This is a genomic window from Caulobacter sp. FV1ye6ST (assembly GCF_058681225.1).
Map to the genome: position 1 here is coordinate 4,518,419 of NZ_CM178733.1, position 22,328 is coordinate 4,540,746.

General features: G+C 67.8%; 19 protein-coding genes and 1 tRNA gene. 9 read left to right on the forward strand and 11 right to left on the reverse strand.

Going from position 1 to position 22,328, the window contains the following annotated elements; genetic code table 11:
* Nucleotide 1: 1 nt before the first annotated feature.
* From ACW175_RS21515 to cysS, 6 genes are read right to left on the reverse strand one after another with little or no spacing between them, the layout of a single operon-like run.
* Nucleotides 2–928: a glycosyltransferase family 2 protein gene (locus ACW175_RS21515; protein WP_492101967.1), complete on the reverse strand. Its 927-nt coding sequence runs from the start codon at nucleotides 926–928 to the stop codon at nucleotides 2–4.
* Complete coding sequence (gene thrS, locus ACW175_RS21520) at nucleotides 928–2,910, reverse strand: threonine--tRNA ligase (protein ID WP_492101968.1); 1,983 nt, start codon at nucleotides 2,908–2,910, stop codon at nucleotides 928–930. The genes ACW175_RS21515 and thrS overlap by 1 nt, the downstream gene beginning before the upstream one ends.
* On the reverse strand, nucleotides 2,907–3,161 hold the full coding sequence (gene yidD, locus ACW175_RS21525; protein WP_492101969.1) for a membrane protein insertion efficiency factor YidD: 255 nt from the start codon (nucleotides 3,159–3,161) through the stop codon (nucleotides 2,907–2,909). Before yidD ends, thrS begins: the two co-directional genes overlap by 4 nt.
* A 52-nt stretch (nucleotides 3,162–3,213) precedes the next feature.
* Nucleotides 3,214–3,675: an iron-sulfur cluster assembly scaffold protein gene (locus ACW175_RS21530; protein WP_492101970.1), complete on the reverse strand. Its 462-nt coding sequence runs from the start codon at nucleotides 3,673–3,675 to the stop codon at nucleotides 3,214–3,216.
* A 22-nt stretch (nucleotides 3,676–3,697) separates the two neighbouring features.
* On the reverse strand, nucleotides 3,698–4,159 hold the full coding sequence (locus tag ACW175_RS21535; protein WP_492101971.1) for an SRPBCC family protein: 462 nt from the start codon (nucleotides 4,157–4,159) through the stop codon (nucleotides 3,698–3,700).
* Between the two features lie 58 nt (nucleotides 4,160–4,217).
* On the reverse strand, nucleotides 4,218–5,609 hold the full coding sequence (gene cysS, locus ACW175_RS21540) for a cysteine--tRNA ligase (protein WP_492101972.1): 1,392 nt from the start codon (nucleotides 5,607–5,609) through the stop codon (nucleotides 4,218–4,220).
* Nucleotides 5,610–5,808: 199 nt separating this feature from the next.
* On the opposite strand from cysS, the gene folE reads away from it, so the two are divergent.
* Nucleotides 5,809–6,462, forward strand: a complete 654-nt coding sequence (gene folE / locus ACW175_RS21545) for a GTP cyclohydrolase I FolE (RefSeq protein ID WP_492101973.1) — start codon at nucleotides 5,809–5,811, stop codon at nucleotides 6,460–6,462.
* Between the two features lie 134 nt (nucleotides 6,463–6,596).
* Here the strand turns inward: folE and ACW175_RS21550 are convergent, their stop codons facing one another.
* Nucleotides 6,597–7,481, reverse strand: coding sequence for a DUF817 domain-containing protein (locus ACW175_RS21550; protein WP_492101974.1), 885 nt, complete (start codon nucleotides 7,479–7,481; stop codon nucleotides 6,597–6,599).
* A gap of 64 nt (nucleotides 7,482–7,545) precedes the next feature.
* Between ACW175_RS21550 and hisI the strand changes: the two genes are divergently transcribed.
* Nucleotides 7,546–7,944, forward strand: a complete 399-nt coding sequence (gene hisI, locus ACW175_RS21555; RefSeq protein WP_492101975.1) for a phosphoribosyl-AMP cyclohydrolase — start codon at nucleotides 7,546–7,548, stop codon at nucleotides 7,942–7,944.
* Here the strand turns inward: hisI and ACW175_RS21560 are convergent.
* A complete protein-coding gene (locus ACW175_RS21560; RefSeq protein WP_492101976.1) occupies nucleotides 7,902–8,933 on the reverse strand; it encodes an acyltransferase family protein in 1,032 nt (343 codons plus the stop codon). The genes hisI and ACW175_RS21560 overlap by 43 nt on opposite strands.
* 58 nt (nucleotides 8,934–8,991) lie before the next feature.
* On the opposite strand from ACW175_RS21560, the gene ACW175_RS21565 reads away from it, so the two are divergent.
* Complete coding sequence (locus tag ACW175_RS21565; protein WP_492101977.1) at nucleotides 8,992–9,618, forward strand: LysE family translocator; 627 nt, start codon at nucleotides 8,992–8,994, stop codon at nucleotides 9,616–9,618.
* A 69-nt stretch (nucleotides 9,619–9,687) separates the two neighbouring features.
* On the opposite strand, the gene ACW175_RS21570 is transcribed toward ACW175_RS21565, so the two are convergent.
* Together ACW175_RS21570 and ACW175_RS21575 are read right to left on the reverse strand one after the other, a co-directional pair.
* Nucleotides 9,688–11,397, reverse strand: coding sequence for an alkaline phosphatase D family protein (locus ACW175_RS21570; RefSeq protein WP_492101978.1), 1,710 nt, complete (start codon nucleotides 11,395–11,397; stop codon nucleotides 9,688–9,690).
* Nucleotides 11,398–11,482: 85 nt separating this feature from the next.
* Nucleotides 11,483–13,966: a TonB-dependent receptor gene (locus tag ACW175_RS21575; protein ID WP_492101979.1), complete on the reverse strand. Its 2,484-nt coding sequence runs from the start codon at nucleotides 13,964–13,966 to the stop codon at nucleotides 11,483–11,485.
* A 104-nt stretch (nucleotides 13,967–14,070) separates the two neighbouring features.
* Here ACW175_RS21575 and ACW175_RS21580 point away from each other — a divergent pair, with 104 nt between their 5' ends.
* The 6 genes from ACW175_RS21580 to ACW175_RS21605 all read left to right on the forward strand — a co-directional run bounded on the left by ACW175_RS21580 (nucleotide 14,071) and on the right by ACW175_RS21605 (nucleotide 19,871).
* Nucleotides 14,071–15,096: an RluA family pseudouridine synthase gene (locus tag ACW175_RS21580; RefSeq protein WP_492101980.1), complete on the forward strand. Its 1,026-nt coding sequence runs from the start codon at nucleotides 14,071–14,073 to the stop codon at nucleotides 15,094–15,096.
* A 126-nt stretch (nucleotides 15,097–15,222) separates the two neighbouring features.
* Nucleotides 15,223–15,906 carry a hypothetical protein gene (locus ACW175_RS21585; protein WP_492101981.1) on the forward strand — a complete coding sequence of 228 codons (684 nt, stop codon included), beginning with the start codon at nucleotides 15,223–15,225 and terminating at the stop codon, nucleotides 15,904–15,906.
* A 106-nt stretch (nucleotides 15,907–16,012) separates the two neighbouring features.
* Nucleotides 16,013–16,858 carry an MBL fold metallo-hydrolase gene (locus ACW175_RS21590; RefSeq protein ID WP_492105027.1) on the forward strand — a complete coding sequence of 282 codons (846 nt, stop codon included), beginning with the start codon at nucleotides 16,013–16,015 and terminating at the stop codon, nucleotides 16,856–16,858.
* A gap of 132 nt (nucleotides 16,859–16,990) precedes the next feature.
* Nucleotides 16,991–17,410 (forward strand): PaaI family thioesterase, encoded by a 420-nt coding sequence (locus ACW175_RS21595; RefSeq protein WP_492101982.1) that lies wholly within the window; start codon nucleotides 16,991–16,993, stop codon nucleotides 17,408–17,410.
* A gap of 103 nt (nucleotides 17,411–17,513) precedes the next feature.
* Nucleotides 17,514–17,603 (forward strand) — tRNA-Ser (locus ACW175_RS21600).
* 936 nt (nucleotides 17,604–18,539) lie between these two features.
* Complete coding sequence (locus tag ACW175_RS21605; protein WP_492105028.1) at nucleotides 18,540–19,871, forward strand: methyl-accepting chemotaxis protein; 1,332 nt, start codon at nucleotides 18,540–18,542, stop codon at nucleotides 19,869–19,871.
* 49 nt (nucleotides 19,872–19,920) lie between these two features.
* Here the strand turns inward: ACW175_RS21605 and ACW175_RS21610 are convergent, their stop codons facing one another.
* A complete protein-coding gene (locus ACW175_RS21610; RefSeq protein ID WP_492101983.1) occupies nucleotides 19,921–22,278 on the reverse strand; it encodes a TonB-dependent receptor in 2,358 nt (785 codons plus the stop codon).
* Between the last annotated feature and the right edge of the window lie 50 nt (nucleotides 22,279–22,328).

Sequence of the window (22,328 nt, forward strand, 5' to 3'; positions counted from 1 at the left end):
CCTAGATCGGTCGCCCGGTCAGCTTCCACAGCAGCGGCCGGCAAACGCTCATCAGCATGATGGCCGGCGCCAGCAGCACCGCCGCCGCGAACAGCTGCAAGCTATCGGCGCGCTTGATGAAGTAGCGGGTCAAGCCGACGCCCTTGTGGAACTCGACCTTCAGCGGGTGTTCCTGGCTGGTGTGGCCCAGATGGATGACCTGGGCGTCCGGCTGGAACAGCACCTGCCCGCCAGCCCGGCGGGCGCGCCAGCACAGGTCGATGTCCTCGACGTGCAGGAAATAGCCCTCGTCGAAGCCGCTCAGCACCTCGAAATCGCCTCGGCGCATGGCGAAGCAGGCGCCCGAGATGGTCGGCATCGGCGCGGGACCGCGCGGCAGCGGCTCGTTCTCGCGATGGATCTCGAAGCTGGCCAGCTGCGGATGGCGCCGCGTGAACTGGCCGAAGGTCAGCACGGTGGTCATCGGGGTAACCTCGCCGCGGCGGCCGCCACGTTGCTCGGTGCCATCGACATTGAGCACGCGCGCCCCGACCACGGTCGGTGTCGGCTGGCCCTTGAAGGCGGTGACCAGCGCCGCCACGCAACCCGACTGCAGGTTGGCGTCGGGATTGAGGAAGACGATGTATTCGCCGCCCGCCACGCTGGCGCCCAGATTGGCGCCGCGGGCGAAGCCGATATTGCCGTGGCCCTGCTTGAGCACGACGCGCGGCTCGGTCAGGGCCAGAGAACGCAACATGTCCTCGTCGCGGCCGTCGGAGCCGTTGTCGACGATGACGAACTCGTCGACCAGCGGCTCGGCCAGCACATGCTTGATGCTCTGCGCCAACGCCTCTCCCGTCCGATAGACGACCATGACGACGGACACGTTCGGACGAGCCGGACGCGCGCCAACGGCAAGGGTCGAGACGGACGGGAGAATGCTATTCATCAGGCGGTCGCGGCCTCCAGGGCGGGTTTGGCGACGCCCTGATTGCGGGCGATGTCAGGCGGGGTGGCATCGGCCTTCAGGACGCGGAGAGCTTCCTCCAGCGACAGGATGTTCTGACCTTCACCGCCGAGGCGGCGAAGGGCCAGTTGACCCGTCTCAGCTTCCTTACGACCCACCACCGCGATCACAGGCACCTTGGCGAGGCTGTGCTCGCGAATCTTGTAGTTGATTTTCTCATTACGCAGATCCACCTCCGCGCGCATCCCCAAGTTCGTCAATTTCTCGGCGACCTCACGGGCGTAGTCATCAGCGTCGGAGGTGATCGTGGCCACGACAACCTGAGTCGGCGCCAGCCAGACAGGCAGGGCGCCCGCGAAGTTTTCCAACAAGATGCCGATGAAACGCTCGAAGGACCCCAAGATCGCCCGGTGAAGCATCACCGGACGCTTCTTCGAACCATCCTCCGAAACGTACTCGGCGTCCAATCGTTCCGGCAAAACAAAATCGAGCTGCAGCGTACCGCACTGCCAGACACGACCAATGGCGTCCTTCAGCGAGAACTCGAGTTTCGGGCCGTAGAACGCGCCTTCACCTGGCTGCAGCACCAAGGTCTCGCCCGCTGCTTCAGCGGCGGCGGAGAGGGCGGCCTCGGCCTTGTCCCAGACCTCGTCCGATCCGGCGCGCAGTTCAGGACGCGTCGAGAACTTGGTGTCGGCAAGAGTCATCCCGAGGTCGTTATAGACCGAGCGCAACAGTTCGATGAACCGCGCGCTTTCTTCCGTGACCTGCTCTTCGCGACAGAAAATGTGGGCGTCGTCCTGCGTGAAGGCCCGCACCCGCATGATGCCGTGCATGGCGCCCGAGGGCTCGTAGCGGTGGCAGGCGCCGAACTCGGCCATGCGCAGCGGCAGCTCGCGATAGCTCTTCTGGCCAACATTGAAGATCTGGATGTGGCCGGGACAGTTCATCGGCTTGACCGCCAGGATCTCGCCCTCGGCGCTCTCGCACATGAACATGGCGTGGCCGAACTTCTCGGCGTGGCCGGACTTCTCCCAAAGGCTCTTGTCGAGGATCTGCGGCGTCTTCACTTCCTTGTAGCCAGCCGCGTCGAGGCGACGGCGCATGTAGTCCTCGAGCACGCGGTACAGGGCCCAGCCCTTGGCGTGCCAGAACACCATGCCCTTGCCCTCTTCCTGGATGTGGAAGAGATCCATCGTCTTGCCCAGCTTGCGGTGATCGCGACGCTCGGCTTCCTCGATGCGCTTCAGATAGGCTTCCAGGTCGGCTTCCGAGGCCCAACTGGTGCCGTAGATGCGCTGCAGCTGGGCGTTGTTCTGGTCGCCGCGCCAGTAGGCGCCGGCCAGCTTGGTCAGCTTGAAGGCCTTGCCGACCGCCTTGGTCGAGGGAAGGTGAGGCCCGCGGCACAGATCCTTCCACTTCTCGCCCTGGTGATAGACCGTGATCGTGTCGCTAGCCGGCAGGTCGCGGATGATCTGGGCCTTGTAGCTTTCGCCCATGGCCTCGAAGTCGGCGATGGCGGCGTCGCGATCGACCTCTTCGCGGCGGATCTTCTCGTCGCGATCGACGATCTGACGCATCCGCTCTTCGATCTTCGGCAGGTCTTCCAGGCTGAACGGCTCGTCGCGCGCGAAGTCGTAATAGAAGCCGTCCTCGACGTTCGGGCCGATGGTCACCTGCGTACCGGGGAACAACTCCTGCACCGCCTCGGCCAGGACGTGGGCGGTGTCGTGGCGGATGACTTCCAGAGCGTCCGGCGATTCGCGCGTGATGATCTCGAACTTGCGGTCGCCGGTCAGCAGATCGGCCGTCAGCGGACGGTCGAGGTCCAGCAGCACGCCGTCCAGCTTGATCAGCAGCGCCTTCTTCTCGAGGGATTTGGAGATGGCGGCGGCGACGTCGCGCCCCGTCGAGCCGTCAGGATACTGACGGGCCGAGCCGTCGGGGAAAACCAGATCGATCATTCTTCACATATCCACTTGCGTGGCTGGCGTCGCGACGGCGGCGGGTCGTAGCCCGATCCACCTAACGGATTGCATCGGCAAATCCGTCGCAACGCCAACCAGGAACCCTTGAGCGGGCCATGATCCTTGAGGGCGGCCGCCGCGTACTCCGAACAGCTCGGCGCGAAGCGGCACTGACGCCCTATCAGAGGCGAGAGCGTCAACTTGTAGGCGCGAAGGCCAAGGTCGACGGTGCGGTCGTAGAAGGTCATGCCGGCGCGCGACTTTGTTGCGATGCGGTTACACACTCCCCGAAGGCAGGGATCAAGCCGCGCCGGCGGTGCTAGTTCGCGTTTCGGAGACAGCTGTGGCCTTACGGACAGCCTCCACCGTCGCTTCGAACGCCAAAAGCGTCGAGGCATGACGGGCGGGATAGTCCTTGACCGGCTCCAACACGGCGAGCTCCGCGAACCGGCCCGCAGGGTGCGGACCGTTCGTCTTAAGCATAGCGGCAAGAGAGTCGCGCGCCAACTCGATGTCGGAAAGTTCCGCGCCGATGACATGGGCGCCCAGGATCGCGGCGGCGGCCTGGCCCAAGGCGCAGGCCGAAACCTCCTGGGCGTAGTCGACGACCTTGCCGTCCTCGACAACCACGTCGACGACGATCCGGCTGCCGCACAGCTTGGCGTGCTTCTCGCTGCTGGCGTCGGGCGCGGACAGGCGTCCGGCTCGCGGCATGTTGGCCACGAGGTTGAGGATCCTGGCGCTGTAGAGGTCGTCGATCATCGCTGGCCTAGAATGGACGAACCTAAGATGGGGTCTTCTGGCGCTCGGACCAGATGGCCTCGGCGCGGTCGCGCACGGCCTCGCCCATCTCCGTGAAGGCGGCCCGCAGCTGGCGGCGCTCCTCGCGCGACACGAACCGCAGCAGGAAGCCCATGAACAGCTCGCCGTTGGAGAAGGTGGCGTTCTGGGGCCCCATGCTCTCGATTTCGAGATAGCGGATGGCCGTCACGAAACCGCCCATCCGGCTGGAGCGCCAGTGCAGTTGCTCATAGGGCACCCAGTCCTGGACGATCGGCGCGATGACCTTGGCGGGCTGGCCCGGCAGGTGCTGCTCCAGGGTCAGGGTCGTGCCGATCTTCATCTGCCCCTCGGCCTTGCGGTAGAGGGGGTTCCACTCGCGCCAGGTCTCGAACTCGGACACGACTTCCCAGACGATCTCGGCGGGGGCCTGGACGCCCAGGCGATGTTCGACGGCGCGCTTCATGGTGCGGGACTTACCACTACGGCGCGCGAACGCTCAACTTGGCTCATTGGGACCCCGCTCAGTCCTTCATGCGCCAGGTCGCGCCCGACGGGCCATCCATGACCACCACGCCCAGGGCGTCGATCTCGGCGCGGATGGCGTCGGCGGCGGCCCAGTCCTTGGCGGCGCGAGCGGCCAGGCGCTTGGCCAGCAGATCCTCGACCCGAGCCTTCAGCTCGTCGGACGCATCGCCCTCGAACCAGCTGTCCGGATCGGCCTGCAGGAAGCCCAGCAGAGCCCCGGCCTCGATCAGGCGGGCCTTGTTGGCGGCGATGGCGACCGTGTCGCCGGCCGTCACGGCCCGTTCGATGGCGCTGGAGACCTCGAAGAAGCTCGACACCGCCAGCGGCGTGTTGAGATCGTCCATCAGGGCCGCGACCACCTCTTCAGGCGCCTCCATGGCCTGGTCCAGCGGCACGTCCTTGGCGCGACGCAGGGCGCCGTACAGACGATCCAGCGACTTCCTGGACTGCTCGAGCAGCTCCGGCGTCCAGTCCAGCGGCTGGCGATAGTGGGCCGACAGCAGCGCCCAGCGGATCACCTCGCCCGGGACGTTCTTGAGCAGCTCGTGCGGGATGACGACATTGCCCAGGCTCTTGGACATCTTCTCGCCGGCCATGTCGAGGAAGCCGTTATGCATCCAGTAGTTGGCCAGGACCGGCGTCTTGTGGGCGCAACGGCTCTGGGCGACCTCGTTCTCGTGGTGCGGGAAGGTCAGGTCGATGCCGCCGGCATGGATGTCGATGGTGTCGCCGAGCGTCTTCTCGATCATGGCCGAGCACTCGATGTGCCAGCCCGGACGGCCCGCGCCCCAGGGGCTGTCCCACTCGGGCTCGTTTTCCTTCGAAGGCTTCCACAGCACGAAGTCGGCCGGGTGGCGCTTGTACGGCGCGACCTCGACGCGGGCGCCGGCGATCATCTCGTCCAGCGGCCGGCCCGACAGCTGGCCGTAGTCGGCGAAGCTTTGGGTGTCGAAAAGCACATGGCCTTCGGCGGCGTAGGCGCTGCCGTTGTCGACCAGCTTGCCGATCATCTCGACGATCGCGCCGATATGGTCGGTGGCGCGCGGCTCGAGATTGGGCCGCAGCGCGCCCAGGGCGTCGGCGTCCTGGTGATAGGCGGCGAGGTAGCGCTCGGTGATCACCGAGATGTCGACGCCTTCCTCGGCCGCCTTCTTGTTGATCTTGTCGTCCACGTCCGTGACGTTGCGGGCATAGACCACCGCGTCCTCGCCATAGAGGCCGCGCAGCACGCGATACAGCACGTCGAACACCACGACGGGCCGGAAATTGCCGATGTGGGCGTGGTTCCAGACCGTCGGACCGCACACGTACATCGTCACCCGCTTGGGATCGGCGGGAACGAAGTCGCGCTTCTCGCGCGCCAGGGTGTCGTGGATCTTCAGGGTCATTGGGTCGCGGCAACCTAACGTAACGGAGGTGTTGCCCCCGAAAGGGGCCGGCCCCATATATCTTCCTGATACGGTAAGGGCCATGTCGCGATGCGTCTAAATCGCTCCCCGCGCCGTATTATGAAACGGGTGGCACGCGTAATTCCGGAGCGAGAGGCGCTTCGGCGCAACTCAGCCCGTGGAAAGACCTCTGAAAAACATGGACGCCTTGTCCCGCGAGCGAACCCTGATCGGCGCCCCCTTCTCTGAAAATGGGGACACCGGTCTTGATCTTGAACCCGCCCAGCGCCCCACCCGAGATGAGGCCATGGCCGCCGTCCGGACCCTGCTGGCATGGGCCGGCGACAATCCGGACCGTGAAGGCCTGCTCGACACGCCCCAGCGCGTGGTCGACGCCTATGGCGAATGGTTCGCCGGCTATCACGGCGATCCGGCCAAGGAGCTGTCGCGCACCTTCGAGGACGTCCAGGGCTATGACGACATGGTCATGTTGCGCGGCATCGACGTGCAAAGTCACTGCGAGCACCACATGGCTCCGTTCCTGGGCAAGGCCTGGGTGGCGTACATGCCGACCGGCAAGGTGGTCGGCCTCTCCAAACTGGCCCGCCTGGTCGAGATCTTCGCCAAGCGTCTGCAGACGCAGGAAACGATGACCATGCAGGTCGCCGACGCCATCGAGGACCACCTCTCGGCCGCTGGCGTCGCCGTGCTGATCGACGCCGAGCACCAGTGCATGTCGACGCGGGGCGTCCACCACCACGACGTCTCGACCATCACCACCCAGTTCCGCGGCGTGTTCAAGACCGACAAGGTCCTGCAGCAGCGGTTCATGGACTTGGTGACGCGGAAGTAGTTTTCTGGATGCTCCCCCGTGACACGGGGGAGCTGTCACGGAGTGACTGAGGGGGCGAACGCGGCCTCGATCCAGCTAGCCCCCTCCGGCCCTCTGGGCCACCTCCCCCGCATCGCGGGGGAGGATCTATAGATTTAAGCCGCCCGCCAGATCCCCTCGCGCAGCCGCGCCACGCAGGCGTCCACCGGGCGGTGGACCAGCGTCACCAGCACGAAGCTGATCAGCATCAGAAGATACCAGGCGCCCATCTTCTCGATCGGCACCAGATGCCAGCCCTTGGCCTGGCTGGGATAGATCCAGGCGCCGGCGAAGGTGCCAAGATTCTCGGCGAACCAGATGAACAGCGAGACCAGGACGAGGCCCATCAGCATCGGCATGCGGCGGGCGACATGGTCCGGCGTGAACACGAACCAGGTCCGGCCGAACAGCAGCGCCGAAAGGGCGAAGAGGCCCACCCGGAAATCGACGATATAGTGGTGGCTGAAGAAGTTGGCGTAGATCAGCACCGCCAGGATGTGGGTGCTCCAGAACGGCGGGTAACGCACGAAGGTGATGTCGAACAGCCGCCAGATGCGGGCGATGTAGCTGCCGACGCAGGCATACATGAACCCCGTGAACAGCGGCACCCCGCCGATCCTCAGGACGCTGGGCTCGGGATAGATCCACGAGCCGTGGGCGGTCTTGAACAGCTCCATCACCGTGCCGACGACGTGGAACATGAAGATGACCAGCGCCTCGTCCCAGCGCTCCAGCTTCAGGGCCAGGAGAAGGACCTGGATGGCGACGGCGGCGATGACCAGGAAATCGTAACGCGCCAGCGGCGCGTCGGCCGGCCAGAAGAGATGCGTGCCGACCAGCAGGGCCAGCATCAGGCCGCCGAACAGGCAGGCCCAGGCCTGCTTCAGCCCGAACAGCAGGAACTCGTAGGCATAGCCGTTCCAGCGCGACCGGCGCGCCCAGGGCCTTGCCCGATCGTCCAGCGCCGCCACGCCGGCCTTGATGCGGTCCTTCAGGTTCATCTCTTCCCCGTGAGATCGGCGCGGAAGCTAGCGCAGGCTCAAGCCCTGCGCCATATGTGGCGCCATGAGCACCGACCTGTTCCCCCAAGCCCACAGCAAGCACGACCTTGAGCGCGGCGCGGCCCTCGCCCCGCGCTTCAACGCCGACGGCCTGGTCGTGGCGGTGGCCCAGCATGCCGACACCGGCGAGATCCTGATGCTGGCCTGGATGAACGCCGAGGCCTTGAAACTGACGGTCGAGACCAACATCGCCCACTATTTCAGCCGCTCGCGCGATGAACTCTGGAAGAAGGGTGAGACCAGCGGCCAGCTGCAGGATGTGGTCGAGCTGCGGGTCGACTGCGACCAGGACGCGGTGCTGCTGAAGGTGCGTCCGCGCGGCGACGGCGGCGCCTGCCACGTCGGCTTCCGCTCGTGCTTCTATCGCGTGCTGGAAGACGGGGCGCTGGTCGAAAAGCCCTGACCTCTCCGACGGAGCAGGCGCGCGGCCCAGGGCTCGAACCAATGGTGCGCGGCCCAGGCCGCGCCCAACGCCAACGGGATCGCCAGGGCGTTCAGCTTCCAATGCGCCAGGCCCATCACGATCGGGATGTGCAGGGCGTAGAGCGCGTAGGACATCCCCGCCAGGCCGTCCAGCGCCGGCCTTAGCGCCCGCCCGACGTCCGCCCGCGCCGCCCAGGCGACCAATAGCGGGAAGACGATCAGCGCCGCGACGAGATCGAACACCGCCCGCGCGGCCTCCGGGACCGGCGGCGACAAGGCCAGCACCACCACCGCCAGGATCGCCAGGATCGGCGCGGCCGGGACCTTCAGCCGCCCCTGGCTCGCCAGGCGCGCCAGCAGCACGCCGGCGAAGAAGCCGTAGATCACGCGCGGCGCGCCGGCCCACCAGTTGAAGCCGTAGGGACCCAGCGAGCCCGTGCCATAGGTCAGGGTCAGCGCCACGTGCGCGACGCCGCCAATGGCGACCAGCGCCGCCAGCCGCCTCGTCGTAAGCCGCGGCGCGACCACCGCGTAGACCAGGTTCGCCGCCAGCTCCCACACCAGCGACCACTGCGGGCCGTTCAGCGGAAAGACGTCGCGGCCGCTCGCGAACGGGATAAAGGCCAGGCCCAGGACCATCAGCAGCAGGGTCGCCCCCGGATCCGCGCCCTGGGCCAGCCAGATCCCCGCGCCGAGCAGCAGGCCCAGCAGCGCCATCGGGTAGAGGCGCTTCAGCCGCTTGACCATGAAGCCCGCGCCCTCGCCGGCCGCCAGGCTCGCGTCATAGGCCCGCGCCAGCACGAAGCCGCTGATCACGAAGAACAGGTCGACCGCCAGATAGCCGTGGCCCAGCACCTCGTACGGCCCGATCGCTCGAGGAATGGACAGGCCCCGCGCGTGGAAGGCCAGCACCAGCAGGGCGGCGAGGCCCCGCAGGGCGTCCAGGCCGGGGATGCGGCTTGCGGTCATGATCGCATGACGCCATGGATTGGTTGAGAAACCCGGAAAGGCCCGCCAGGACACCCCGATGACCACGCCCGAGGCGCTTGTCGCCTTCACCCTGGCCGCCGGCCTGCTGACCCTGACCCCGGGCCTGGACACCGCCCTAGTGATCCGCACCGCCGCCGCCGAGGGCCCGCGCCGGGCGACGGGCGCGGCGATCGGGATCGGCCTGGGCTGCCTGATCTGGGGCGCGGCCGCCTCTTTCGGGGTCGGGGCGCTGCTGACGGCGTCCGAGTTGGCCTACACGGTGCTGAAGTGGACGGGCGCGGCCTACCTGGCCTGGACCGGGATCAGGATGATCCTCAAGCCCCGCGACGCCTTCGAGCCCGGCGAGATGAAGGCCATCGACGCCGGCCCGATCGCGGCCCTTCGGCGGGGTCTGCTGACCAATCTGCTCAATCCCAAGGTCGGGATCTTCTACGTGTCGTTCCTGCCGCAGTTCATCCCGGCCGGCGCCGATCCGGCCCGGTTCGGCCTGTTGCTGACCAGCATCCACGTCGTGGAAGGCTTGCTGTGGTTCGCCGCGCTGATCGCCGCGACGGTGCCGATCGCGGGTCTGCTGCGCGTGCCGGTCGTGGTGCGCTGGCTCGACCGGGTGACGGGCGGCGTGTTCGTGGCGTTCGGCCTGCGTCTGGCGCTGGAGCGGCGCTGACCCCCTCCACCGGCTTCGCCGGTCCCCCTCCCCCAACAGGGGGAGGAGAAGAAGAAGACGCGGCGTCCGCTACGCCTCTTTCAACGCCTCGACCCCGCCGCCCGAGGCCGGCGTCACGACGAAGCGCTTCAACACGCTGGTCGTGTAGTCGGTCTTGTGGATCGTCGAGACCTGCATCAGCTCGCCCGTCGCCTTGCCGTGTTCCAGGGTCAGCAGCAGGAAGCCCTTGGCGCTGGGGTGGGCGTACTTCACTTCCTTGTTGCGCTGGACGAAGGCCTCGCCCAGCGGCACGCCGGGCAGGATGTCGCCATAGCCGGGCGAGGTCACCGAGGTCGCGCCGAACTCGGCCGCCACGCGGGTCTTGCCGGCGTCGTCCCACAGCTCGTTGACCCAGAACATGTGGCTGTCGCCGGCCAGCACGATCGGCCGGGCCTTGGCGGCGGTGAAGATGTCGTAGACCCGCTGGCGATCGGCCGGATAGCCGTCCCAGGCATCGAGGTTCGAGGGAATGTCGTAGGCCGACATCGCCACGGTCTGGGCGACGCGCTTGGCCGCGTAGTCCGGCAGCTTGGCCAGCAGGCCGGCGAACTGGGCCTCGCCCATGGTGGCCTTCAGGTTCGGCGGGGCGACGCGGGCCATGACCACCTGGTTGCCCAGCACCTGCCACGCCGTGCCGGCCTTGGCCGAGGCGCCGACCTGGTCGGCCAGCCACTGCTCCTGGCCCTCGCCCATCATCCGGTGGGCGGGGTCCTTCCATTTCTTGACGAAGCCCGCGACGTCCGGCTTGCCGTCGACGATCGCCATGTCGGTGTCGTAGTCCAACTGGTGCGTGCGGGCCGTCAGCCGCGTCTCGACCATCAGCAGGCTGGCGACATCGCCGAACTGGAAGCCGCGCCAGGCGGCCTCCGGCAGGGCTCCGGCCTCGCGGATCGGCATCCACTCGTAATAGGCCTTCAGCGCCGCGGCCTTGCGTGTCGCCCAGTCGCCTTCGGTCTTGGGATCGTGGTTCTCGGCCCCGCCGATCCAGCTGTCATTGGCGGTTTCGTGGTCGTCCCAGACGACGATCCAGGGCGCGCGCGCGTGGGCGGCCTGGGCGGCGGGGTCGGTCTTGTACTGGGCGTGGCGGCGACGATAGTCGTCCAGCGTCACGATCTCGTGGATCGGATCATGCGTGCGCTGGGCGGCCACGGGCGAGTTCATGCCGTAGTCCTTGGGGCCGCCGCCATACTCGTAGATGTAGTCGCCCAGGTGTACGACCGCGTCGACGCGGGGCAGTTTCGAGATCGCGTCGTAAGCGTTGAAATAGCCGTTCGGATAGAGGCTGCACGACACCACCGCCAGGACGACGTCCTTGGTCGCGCCCTTCGGCAGGGTCCGCGTGCGGCCGACCGGCGAGGTCACGCCGCCACCTTCTTGGTTTGGCGCCTTGAAGCGGTACCAGTATTCGGTCCCGGCCTTGAGGCCGTCGCCGTCCAGGTCGTGCTTGACCGTCCAATCGCGGCTGGCGCGGGCGCGCAGACCCTTGCTGCTGGCGACCAGGGTCTTGAAGTCCGGATCGGCCGCGACTTCCAGGTCCAGACGGATGTCGCCGGTGGTCGCGTCCTTGGGCGTGACCCGGGTCCAGAACACCACGGCGCTGGTCGTGGGATCGCCGCTGGCCACCCCGTGCTCGAAGGCCACGGGGCCCTTGTAGTCGTTGCTGGACTGGGCGGCGGCCTCGCCGGCGGCGGCGCCCGACAGGCCCAGAAGGCCCAGAACCTTACGGCGATCGATCTTCATGAGGCGGCCCTCCGGTCAGCGTACGAACAACAGAAATCACGCGCCGTCATCCCGCGTCTTGTTCGCGGGATGACGGTTCGAGGGGTTAGTGGCGGAACGTGACGCCCACGCCCATGAAGCGCGGCTTGCCGGCGATGAAGGTCGGGATGCCGAAGCTGTCGCCCGTATTACCCGCGTCCTTCAGGTACTTCTGGTCGGTGAGGTTCTCGACAAAGGCCTCGACCTTCCAGCGATCGTCCGCGGCGCCGAAGCCGACGCGCACGTTCAGCAGGCCGTAGGCGTTCTGGTATTCGTCGACCTGGGTGTCGGGGAACAGGCCCGCCGACTGCAGGTCCGAGCGGTCGTTGTCGTCGTCGAAGAACATCTTCGAGCGCCAGGTATAGGTCGGGGTGAAGGTCAGCTTGCCGCCCAGCGCCTCATGGCTGAAGGCCGCGCCGACCGAGAAGGTGCTGTCCGGCGACAGGCGGAAGTGGTTGCCCTCGCGCAGGCCGGTCTCCAGGCGGGCGTGGTTGTAGCCGTAGGTCGCGAACAGGGTCCAGTAGTCGTCGGCCTGGACGCGGGCCTCGCCCTCGAAGCCGTAGGCCTTGGCCTTGCCGGCGTTCAGGGTCACGACCTGCGCGCCCTGGCGGAAGCTGGTGGCGAAGTTGTCGTAGTCGTAGTGGAACACCGCGCCCGACAGGAACACGCGGCCGCCGGCCAGCTTGGCCTTGGCGCCGCCCTCGACGCTGTTGACCTGTTCGGCGTCGACGACGCTGAAGCGCGCCGGACCCAACGGCGTGGCCGGAGCGCTGGTCGAGATCACGTCCGGGCGACGGCCACGGGCGTAGGAGGCGTAGAAGCTGAGGTCTTCCGAAGCGGCATAGCGACCGACCAGGCGCCAGGTCAGGCCGCTGTCGCTGATCTTCTTGCTGAAGCGGTCGCCGTTGTTCGCCGTCGGTTGGGTGATCAGGCCCACCATCGGCAGGGCCGGGTTGGCCACCGCGTTTGGCTGGGCGGCCAGGAACAGGTTGGTCGCGGTCGGGGCGGCCAGCAGGATGCCCAGGATCGAACGGCCGTTGTCGACGCTCGAGGCATAGGCGGCCTCGCGGTCTTCGCTGGTGTAGCGGATGCCGGCCGTGATCTCGAACTTGTCGGTCAGCTTGAACGTGCCGTCGGCGTAGACGTCGTAGGCGGTGTTCTCGCTGTAGTTGGCGAAGGTCTCGCGGTGGATCGGCTTCAGGTTCGAGACGATGCCCGGAGCGATCGAGGACGGGATGCCGAAGCCCAGCTGCAGCACCTGCGCCAGATAGGCCGGGTTGGTCAGCACGGCCAGCGGCTGCGGGTTCGGACGACTGATGCCCAGCGGCGTATTGCCGGCCAGCAGCGCCAGCACGAGGCGTTCGTCGAACTGGCCCGGAATGCGCCACGAACCGGTCTCGTGGAAATAGTTGCCGCCGACAAAACCCGAGAGCCGGCCGCCGTTGTCATAGCGCAGGCGCAGTTCCTGGCTCTGCTGACGGCCCTTGGCGTCCTCGGCGAAGGTCAGGATCGGCAGGCTCGTGCCGTCCGGATCGAACACTTCGGTGGAGTGGAAGGCGCGGGTGGCGGTGATCGACGACAGGGTCAGGCTGTCGCTGAGCTTGTACTCGGCCAGGGCGGTCAGGCCGTAGACCTTGCGGTCCAGCCCCAACGGCTTGCCGCCTTCGAAGCCGGCGCCCGGCGACAGGGTCGCGGCCGACGCCACGCCGGTGTCGCCCAGCACCGCGCCCGTGACCGGGTTGGTCGGGTTGAAGGTGTGGCTCTTGAACGAGGTGCCGCTGGTGTCGTCGACCTGGTAGTTGCCGATCAGGTCGAGCTTCAGATTGCCCGGCTCCAGATGATAGGCGACGCGCACGGCCTTGCTGTCGGTCGAGTTGAAGGCGTCGCCGCCAGCCGCGTCGTCGACATAGCCGTCGATCTGCCGGGTGCGGGCCGCGATACGCAGGGCGCTGCCGTCGCCAAACGCGAAATTGACCATGGCGTCGCCGGTGAAGTAGCCGCCGGTGCCGCCCTCGGCCTTCAGCGCCCAGTCGTTCTTGGCCGGGTTGGCCTTGTTCTGCACCAGGTTCACCGCCCCGATCAGGGCGCCGCGGCCAAACAGGGTCGACTGCGGTCCCTTGGCGACCTCGACGCGCTCCATGTCGAACAGCTCGACATAAGAGCCGCGCGAGCGCGAGATCGACACGCCGTCCTGATAGATCGACACCCGCGCCTCGTCGGCGGACGAGCCGGAGTCGGAGGTGATGCCGCGCATCACGAAGCCGGAATTGTTGTTCGACTGGTTCTGGACCAGGAAGCCGGGCGTGAAGGCCGACAGCTCCTCGAACGACTTGACCCCGATGGCTTCCAGGAACTTGCCCGAATAGGCGGTGACAGCGATCGGAACCTCGACGGGGTCTTGGGCGCGCTTCTGGGCGGTGATGACCAGTTCGCCGAGCTGGGTGTTCTGATCGTTGGTGGTCGGCGTCTCGTCCGCGGCCATCGCGGGAACGGCGACGGCCAGGGCCAGGAGGCTGGCGGTCAACAGCGTGGTGGTGCGGAAAGCGTGCATCGATTATCCCCTCGGCGCCATACTAGACCTGGGCCGTAGGCATCGCCCATGTCGGCCACGCGACGAGTACGTGACGGAGCGATGAAACCCCCGTGGGAGACAGTGTGGACAGAGTCGAAGACCCGCTGGATGACGACGCGCTGGACGCCGATGCTCCGGAAGCGGGCGTCGGCGAACCACTGACCGCCGAGCTGCCCGACAGCCTCGCCGGCCAGCGCCTGGACAAGGTGCTGGCGCCGCTGTTCCCCGACCTTTCCCGCGCCAGGCTGCAAGCTCTGATCGGCGAGGGCCGCCTCAGCCTCGACGGCCAGCCGATCGCCGACGCCTCGCGCAAGGCCAAGGCCGGAACCTATGTCCTGTCCGTCCCGCCGCCCACGCCGGCCGATCCTGAACCGCAGGCCCTACCGCTCTCCATCCTCTATGAGGACGAGCACCTGATCGTGGTCGACAAGGCCGCCGGCATGGCGGTCCACCCGGCGCCCGGCACGCCGAACGGCACCCTGGTCAACGCCCTGCTGCACCACTGCGGCGCCAGCCTGTCGGGCATCGGCGGCGTGGCGCGGCCGGGCATCGTCCACCGCCTGGACAAGGATACGTCCGGCGTCATGGTCGCGGCCAAGAGCGATGTGGCCCACCAGGGCCTGTCGAAGCTGTTCGCCACCCACGACATCGATCGGCTGTACGTCGCCCTGACGCGCGGCGCGCCGTCGCCGGCCCATGGCACGATCGACACGCGGTTGGGCCGCTCGCTCAGCGACCGCAAGAAGATGGCGGTGCTGAAGTCCGGCGGCCGCCAGGCGATCACCCACTATCGCGTCGAGGCTTCGTTTGGACCGCTGGAGCGGCCGCTGGCCGCTCGCGTGGAATGTCGCCTGGAAACCGGCCGCACCCACCAGATCCGCGTCCACATGGCCAGCAAGGGCTCGCCTTGCCTGGGCGACCCCGTCTACGGCGCCAGCCAGGCGGCGGGGCCGGTGCGCGAGCAGGTGGCGGCGGCGGGCCTGAAACGCCAAGCCCTGCACGCGGCGCTGCTGGGCTTCGTCCATCCCGTGACCGGCCAGACCCTGCGTTTCGAGACCCCCCTGCCCCCGGACATGGCGGCGCTAGAGGCGGGACTGGAAACGCTCTGAACCCGCCCCATATCCACGGGGCGGGTTAAACTTGCGCCGTGGCAACAAAAGCGCCCTAATTGCGCTGGCTTGCCTGGCTAGTTTTGAGCCGTCCAGTTTGTCAGTCTGGTCATGTTGGAGCGTCCCATGCGGCATCATCTCGCGATTATCGCCCTGACGGCCGCGAGCATGGGCGCCTCGGCCCTGGCCGGGCCGGCCTTCGCGCGTGATGACGATGAGGTCATCGCCACCGCCCAGGCCAAGCCCTCGGCTCAGGCCCTGACCGCGACGGCTCCGGCCGCTCCGATCGCGCCGGCGCCGGTCAAGCAACTGACCACCCAGGAACAGATCGCCGCCTTCATCGCCGCCAATCCCGGTCCCGAGATCGACGACGGCCCGCGCGGCCTGCTGCCCGCCGACCGCGACGAGAACGGCAAGCGCAAGGTCCATGGCGAGATGGGCGTGTCGGTCGGCACCGGCGGCTATCGCAGCGTCTACGCCTCGGGCCTGTTCCCGGTCGGCGAGAACACCACGGTCGGAGTCGCCGTCTCCAAGACCGACTTCGGCAAGCGCGGCGGCGGCTGGTACGATCCCTATTACGGCGGCGGCTACGGCGCCGGCTATGGTTACGGCCCCGGCTATGGCCGCACGCGCGGCGGCGACAGCCAGTCGGTCGCCCTGTCGATCATGACGGGCAACCGCCGGGGCGGCTCCGACACCCCCGACGGCTGCGCGCCCGGCTTCCGCGATGGCGGCCGTTATGTCGAGCCGCTGTGGGTCGAGGGCATGCGCGACGGAAGCCATCCCTGCGCCGCCGCCGACAGGCGCTAAACCGTCCGGCGCCAAACAGCCTGGAAACCGTCAAAAGCCGTAGCGCTGTTCGCGGATGTTTAACGGCTTGACCTTCATGGTGCCGGCCTCGGGCGTCTAGGGCTTGTTGATGCAGCCGGAAATCACCGCATACCGCCATCCCGCGACTGGGACGGTGACTTATCTGATCGTCGATCCGGCCACCTTTCTCTGCGCCATCGTCGACCCCGTGCTGGATTTCGATCCGGCCAGCGAAGCCGTGGACACCGGCTTCATCGACAAGATCATCGCCGACATCCGCGCCAAGGATCTGGGTCCGACCTGGATCCTCGAGACCGGCCTGCACGCCGGCCACGTGTCCGCCGCCGGCCACCTGAAATACGAGACCGGCGCCTCGGTCTGCATCGGCGCCAAGGTCGTCGAAAGCCTCAAGCGCCTGGCCCCCAAGTTCGGCGAGACCATGGTCGACCTGGACGGCTGGGACTTCGATAAGCTGGCCAAGGACGGGGAGCCACTGCCGATGGGGGGGCTTCAGATCTCCACGATCGCCGTGACCGGCCGCCTGCCCGGCGCGGTGGCCTACAAGCTGGGCGACATCCTGTTCACCGGCGACCTGCTGCTGGCCCCCGCCGAAGGCGCCGGCCGCTGCGACGTCCCCGGCGCGGACCCTGGCAAGGCCTGGGACGACGCCCGCGAGTTCCTCAAGCTGCCGCCACAGACCCGCATCCTGCCCGGCGTCTGCGCCGGCGAGCCGTGCGAGTCGACCGTGGCCGAGGAAAGGGCCGCCAACATCCAGCTGAACGACAAGATCGACCGGCTGGACTTCATCGCCCTGCGCACCGCCGCCGACGCCATACTCCCCGACCCGGTGCTGGCCTCGGCCGCCCTGCGCGTGGCCATCCGCTCGGGCAAGCTACCGTCCGAACCGGACAGCGGCCCGCGCTTCCCCGTGGTGGACATCACCCGGCTCTAGCCGCGGAGAGCGGGGCTCGCGCTGACGTCGAACGCCAGTACGCCACACGATCATTCCTTTTCGAAACGGACTTGCGCCGGATCCCCACGCCAAGCATATGGTTCGCACGCGAAGCATGTGGAGTACGCCGCCATGGCCGAGGATTTCAGCGCCGCCCTGACCGCAGGCCAGACCGGCTTCCTGCCCGATCTCCTGGGCCTGCGGTGGCAGGTGGCCGTGCCAGGCCACGTCAAGGGCCGCTTCGACGTCGACAAGCGCCACATGGCCCCGAACGGCTTCCTGCACGCGGCCAGCGTCATCGCCCTGGCCGACTCGGCCTGCGGCTATGGCTGCGTGATCTCGCTGCCCGAGGGTGGGGCCAGCTTCACCACCATCGAGCTGAAGTCGAACTTCCTGGGCACCGCCCGCGAAGGCGGCGTGGCGGTCGAGGCCACGCTGGTCCACGGCGGCAAGACAACCCAGGTCTGGGACGCCGTGGTCAGCGCCGAAGCCACGGGAAAAACCATCGCCCTTTTCCGCTGCACTCAGATGATTCTGCGACCCAAAGGCTGATCGGAAAAAAGCTGGGAAGAAGGGCTTGCGTCCCGGCGGCGACGCCGTTAGGTATCGCGCCCTCGACCTCGGGCGGTTCAAAAACCGCTCGGAACGGCGGCCTGGAGAGGTGGCAGAGTGGTCGAATGTACCGCACTCGAAATGCGGCGTGCCTGGAAGGGCACCGTGGGTTCGAATCCCACCCTCTCCGCCAGCCATCCTTTTGATACCGCGCTAGAATAGTCGCCGCTACCCGCGGCGGATGACCGCGGAACGCAAGATTGCGGCCCGCCGCGACATCGTCTTCGACGGCCTGCTGATCACTCGCGCCGTCGCGCTGGAAAGCCGCCTCTGGCCTAGCGCTAGCTCGAGGCGACCACGCCCGCTTCATGTAAGGCTACGATACGCGAGTGAGACGCAAATACTGAAGGGCGGAATTTCAGTATTTGATCAAGATCAAGAGAATTATTGTCGCACCCTAGATACCGGAATTGAGTTCCCATCAAGCGAGACCATTATCCGCTCTTTAAGAACGAACGGAGATACCCGAGCGGATACCAAGTATCCTTGCAAACCCGGGTTCGCGCCTAAGATGTCCACAGACAACCTCAAGACGCACACGTCTTCGTCTCGCAAGCTGGAACGCTTCATCACCCTGATGATCGGCGGCCTAAGCGCCTTCTGCGTGTTGGCGGCTCTGAGCGCCAGCGCGTCCATGGAGATGCAGCGCCGCGCCCGCGCGACCGAGTCCGCGCGCGACGACCGGGTCAACGCCCAGATGCTGGAGCTGTCGGTGCTGGCCAAGCAGATCCAGCTGGAGATCGTCCAGGTCCAGCAATTCCTGACCGACGTCTCGGCGACGCGTGGACAGAACGGCCTGGATGACGGCTGGAGCGAGGCCGCCAAGAACGCCGCCGATTTCAAGAAGGATGTCGCGCGCGCCGATGCGCTGGCCGACGCCTTGAACGATGGTGAGCTGAAGCAGGCGCTGGATGAGGTGCGGGTGGCCTTCCCGGCCTATTATGCGACCGGCCAGAAGATGGCGCATGGCTATGTCAACGGCGGCACCGACGCCGGCAACGCCTTGATGGGCGAGTTCGACGCCACCAGCGAGGCGTTGGCCGGCAAGATGGACGCCGCCCGTGCGGCCATGAAGCGCCTGGACCAGACCCAGAACGCCGAAAACAACGTCGTCGAGAAGCGCCTTCACGACCAACAGATCGCCGCGGTCGTCCTGGCCCTGGCCGTCGCCGTGGTGGCCTGCGTGATCGGCGGCGCGGCGATCATTCTGACCCGCACCCGCCTGCTGCGCCCCCTGTCGACGATCGGAGACTATATGGGCCGTCTGGCCGAGGGCGACTACGAACGCGAGCCGCCCTTCCGCAACCGCCAGGACGAGCTCGGCGCCATGGCCCGCACGATCATGGTGTTCCGCGGCGCGGCGCTGGACCGGCGCCAGGCCCGCATCGAGCAAGACTCCGCCCGCGACGTCGCCGACGCCGAGCGCCGCGCCAACGAACAGGAGCGCGCCCGTTCGGACACCGAACGCCAAGCCGTGGTGCGCGAACTGGCCGCGGCGCTTGGTCGCCTGTCGGAGGGCGACCTGACCGCCTCGATCCATACGCCCTTCCCAGCGGCCTATGAGGCTCTGCGCACCGATTTCAACGCGGCGATCGCGCGCCTTTCGACCACCCTGTCGGCCATCGCCCACGGCGCCCGTAACATGCGCGCCAGCTCCGAAGAGATCGCCTCGGCCGCCGATGACCTGTCGCGCCGCACCGAACAGCAGGCCGCCAGCCTGGAAGAGACCGCCGCCGCCCTCGGCGAGATCGCCTCGACGGTCGCGCGCGCCAACGACGGCGCGCGGGAAGCCGCCGCCGTGGTCACCAAGGCCAAGACCGAGGCCGAGACCTCGGGCGCGGTCGTCGAGCGCGCCGTCACGGCGATGAGCGCCATCCAGAAATCCTCGGACAAGATCGGCCAGATCATCGGCGTGATCGACGAGATCGCCTTCCAGACCAACCTGCTGGCCTTGAACGCCGGGGTCGAGGCCGCGCGGGCCGGGGAGGCCGGTCGCGGCTTCGCCGTGGTGGCCATGGAAGTCCGCGCCCTGGCGCAGCGGTCGGCCGACGCGGCCAAGGAGATCAAGACCCTGATCGCCGAGTCCGGCGCCCAGGTGAACGCCGGCGTCGAACTGGTGGGCCAGACGGGCGATACCTTGAACCGCATCGTCAACGAGGTGCTGCGCGTGCACGGCCTGGTGAACGACATCGCCAGTTCCTCCGAGGAGCAAGCTACAGGCCTCCGCCAGGTGAACACGGCGGTCAACCACATGGACCAGGTCACCCAGCAGAACGCCGCCATGGTGGAGCAGACCACGGCCGCCACCCACGCCCTGCGCGGCGAGGCCCTGGATCTGGCCGGGCGCGTCGGCGAGTTCCGTCTGGAGGCCCCGAGCGCTCGAACCAGAGCGGCGGCCTAACCCGGAATGGGGCGAGGGCCTGATCCGGCGCTAGCGGGTGGCGATCACTCTAGCGTCGAACCCGCAGCGCAACGGAGATTGTCCGCGGCGTTTGCGGAGTCGTCTGGCGCAAGCGCTTCAGCGTGAACGGGTTGCCGTAGGCGAACGTGTCTCCGGCGCTGTCAAACAGGTTATCGGCCGCGAGGCTCAAGTCCCATCGCTCCGTGCCGAGGCGCACCCCCGCCCGCGCCGAGACATAGCCGCCCATGACCGGCGCGGTCGCCGCATCGAAGCTGAGGCGGGATCGGCCGACATAGGCCAGTCGGGACTCCAGGCCGAGCCGCCATCCGTCGCCGAGCGAGCGCTCATAGCTCGCCGAGAGCGACGCCGACCCGCGCGGCACGCCCGCCAGCCCAAGCTCCTCGCGCCCCGGAAAGGCCGCGTTGACCGACTCAAGCTCTGGGTTGTTCAGGAGAAAGCTGGCGTCCAGCCGAAACCCGCCCTGCAGGTAGCTGCCCTCGAATTCGACACCCAGGTTGCGGCCGTTCCCCAGGTTCGCCGTGTAGGGCAGACCGGACGGCAGCAACTGATCGCTCTGGATGTTGGTCCAAGTCGCCTGGAACGCCGCCGCGCGCAAGCGCAGACGCCCTTCGAGGAAGCTGGCCTTGGCGCCGGCCTCGAAGCTCCAGAGCTCGTCGCCATCATAGCGACGCTGAGGCTCTCCGCCCTGAGTGTCGAAGACCTGGCTGGGAATGACGGCCGTGTTGAAGCCACCCGATCGATAACCCTCGGCGGCCTGCACGTAAAACAGGACGGCGCTGAACGGCGAATAGGAAAGCACGGCCTTGGGGGCGAAACCCGTGTAGCTCTGCTCGTCACGAAAGCGCGCCGTGTCTCCCGACGCCGCGGCGTGACTGGACGCTTCGGACTTGGTCGCGAACAGGCGCCCGCCCAAGGTCACGCTCCAGCCGCGGCCGAGGGCGCCGATCGCCTCGCCAAACAGCGCCCCCTCCTCCAGCACGTCGCGCCGCGTCTCGCGCGCCAGGGGCGACGTCGGCTGGCTGGTCAGCAGCAAAAGGCCATCGCGGCCTTGGCGCGTCCGCGCCAGGAACACGCCCGCCTGCCACTGGATCCGCCCTTCGGGACGTGACGCCAGAGAGGCCTCGGCCACGACCGCGCCGACATGGTCATCGTCGTCAAAGGCCACCGCCGCGCCAGCGGGCGCCGCGACGGGCGGCGCGGCGCTGGCGTCGTAGCGGCTGGAGAGGTCGTGACGCACGGCGGCCAGCGTCACCTTGGCTTCCCGCCCGAAAAGCGCTCCACGCGCCCCGACATGGACCGCCAGAAAATCGTTGTCGTGCGGCTCGGCGATGCGGTTTCGCCGCGCGTAGGGGCCGACCGAAGGATCGGCATATTGGGTGTCCGCGGAGCTGATCGCCTGGACAGTCATCCCGCCGTCGGCGGTCCAGTTAGGTCCGACCTCGGTCCGCAGCGATAATCTCAAGCCTGACCGCCGGGTTCGGTTGACGTCCGAGCGCCCCTGCCCCGGATCGTCGATATAGCCGCCGCCGCGCTCCGCGTAGGCGACCAGTCTGGCGGCCGCCCGGCCACGGGCCAGCGGGACGTTGACCATCGCCGAGGCCGCCCCGCCGACCCGCCCCCCTTGCGTGCTGGCCACCGAGGCTTCCGTCCAGGCGTCGAAGCCCGACGGGTCGGGACGATGCGTGACGATCTGCAGAACGCCGCCCAGCGACCCGGCGCCATAGAGCGCGCCCTGCGGACCGCGCAGCACCTCGACCTGGCTGACATCGATCAGCGGCAGATCCGGATCCGGCGCGTTGTAGGTCAGGCGCACATCGTCGAGATAGATCCCGACCATCGACTGGGTCTGGCCTGTCAGAGGGCCGTCCGACAGGCCGCGCAGGATCACCTTGTCCCGCCCTGGCCCGAGGTTGGTCACCGTCATCGCGGGGACCGCCAAAGCCAGGTCGGCAGCGTCTCTCACGCCGCGCGCGGCCAAGGCCTTGGCGTCCAGGGCGCTGACCGAATAGGCCAGACGGTCGGCGAGCGTCGGACGCCGGGTGGCTACGACCACCAGTTCGGACAGCGGCGCCAGGGTCTCGGACGGGGCGTCAGCCGCCTTGGCGACGCGCTCGCGCACGACGGGCGCGGCGCGGCGGACGATCTGGAACGCCTTGTCGTCGATCTGGACCGCATCGCAACCCGTATCCTTGAGAAGCGCCTTGAGCGCCGCCCTGGGAGAGGCCCGGCCGGAAAACCCCGGCGAGGCTCCACAGGCCTCCGCCGCGCCAAGCTCGATCGAAACCCGCGCCTGGATCGCGAAGGCCGTGGCGGCGGCTTTCAACTGCCCCGGGGGAATGGAGAACGCCGCGTCGGCCGCATAGGCGCGCACGGGCAGAACGGCCAATCCGATCGCCGACGCCAACCCAAGGCGCCGCCTGGCCCGCCCGTGCAAAT

Bases quoted from the DNA above. Each gene is read 5' to 3' on its own strand.
- ACW175_RS21570 (WP_492101978.1), bottom strand. From the start codon at position 11,397: ATGAAGATCGATCGCCGTAAGGTTCTGGGCCTTCTGGGCCTGTCGGGC.
- ACW175_RS21565 (WP_492101977.1), top strand. From the start codon at position 8,992: ATGACCACGCCCGAGGCGCTTGTCGCCTTCACCCTGGCCGCCGGCCTG.
- ACW175_RS21595 (WP_492101982.1), top strand. From the start codon at position 16,991: ATGGCCGAGGATTTCAGCGCCGCCCTGACCGCAGGCCAGACCGGCTTC.
- ACW175_RS21550 (WP_492101974.1), bottom strand. From the start codon at position 7,481: ATGAACCTGAAGGACCGCATCAAGGCCGGCGTGGCGGCGCTGGACGAT.
- ACW175_RS21535 (WP_492101971.1), bottom strand. From the start codon at position 4,159: ATGAAGCGCGCCGTCGAACATCGCCTGGGCGTCCAGGCCCCCGCCGAG.
- cysS (WP_492101972.1), bottom strand. From the start codon at position 5,609: ATGACCCTGAAGATCCACGACACCCTGGCGCGCGAGAAGCGCGACTTC.
- ACW175_RS21530 (WP_492101970.1), bottom strand. From the start codon at position 3,675: ATGATCGACGACCTCTACAGCGCCAGGATCCTCAACCTCGTGGCCAAC.
- ACW175_RS21605 (WP_492105028.1), top strand. From the start codon at position 18,540: ATGAAGCGCCTGGACCAGACCCAGAACGCCGAAAACAACGTCGTCGAG.
- hisI (WP_492101975.1), top strand. From the start codon at position 7,546: ATGAGCACCGACCTGTTCCCCCAAGCCCACAGCAAGCACGACCTTGAG.
- yidD (WP_492101969.1), bottom strand. From the start codon at position 3,161: ATGACCTTCTACGACCGCACCGTCGACCTTGGCCTTCGCGCCTACAAG.
- ACW175_RS21515 (WP_492101967.1), bottom strand. From the start codon at position 928: ATGAATAGCATTCTCCCGTCCGTCTCGACCCTTGCCGTTGGCGCGCGT.
- ACW175_RS21560 (WP_492101976.1), bottom strand. From the start codon at position 8,933: ATGACCGCAAGCCGCATCCCCGGCCTGGACGCCCTGCGGGGCCTCGCC.
- ACW175_RS21585 (WP_492101981.1), top strand. From the start codon at position 15,223: ATGCGGCATCATCTCGCGATTATCGCCCTGACGGCCGCGAGCATGGGC.
- ACW175_RS21575 (WP_492101979.1), bottom strand. From the start codon at position 13,966: ATGCACGCTTTCCGCACCACCACGCTGTTGACCGCCAGCCTCCTGGCC.
- thrS (WP_492101968.1), bottom strand. From the start codon at position 2,910: ATGATCGATCTGGTTTTCCCCGACGGCTCGGCCCGTCAGTATCCTGAC.
- folE (WP_492101973.1), top strand. From the start codon at position 5,809: ATGGACGCCTTGTCCCGCGAGCGAACCCTGATCGGCGCCCCCTTCTCT.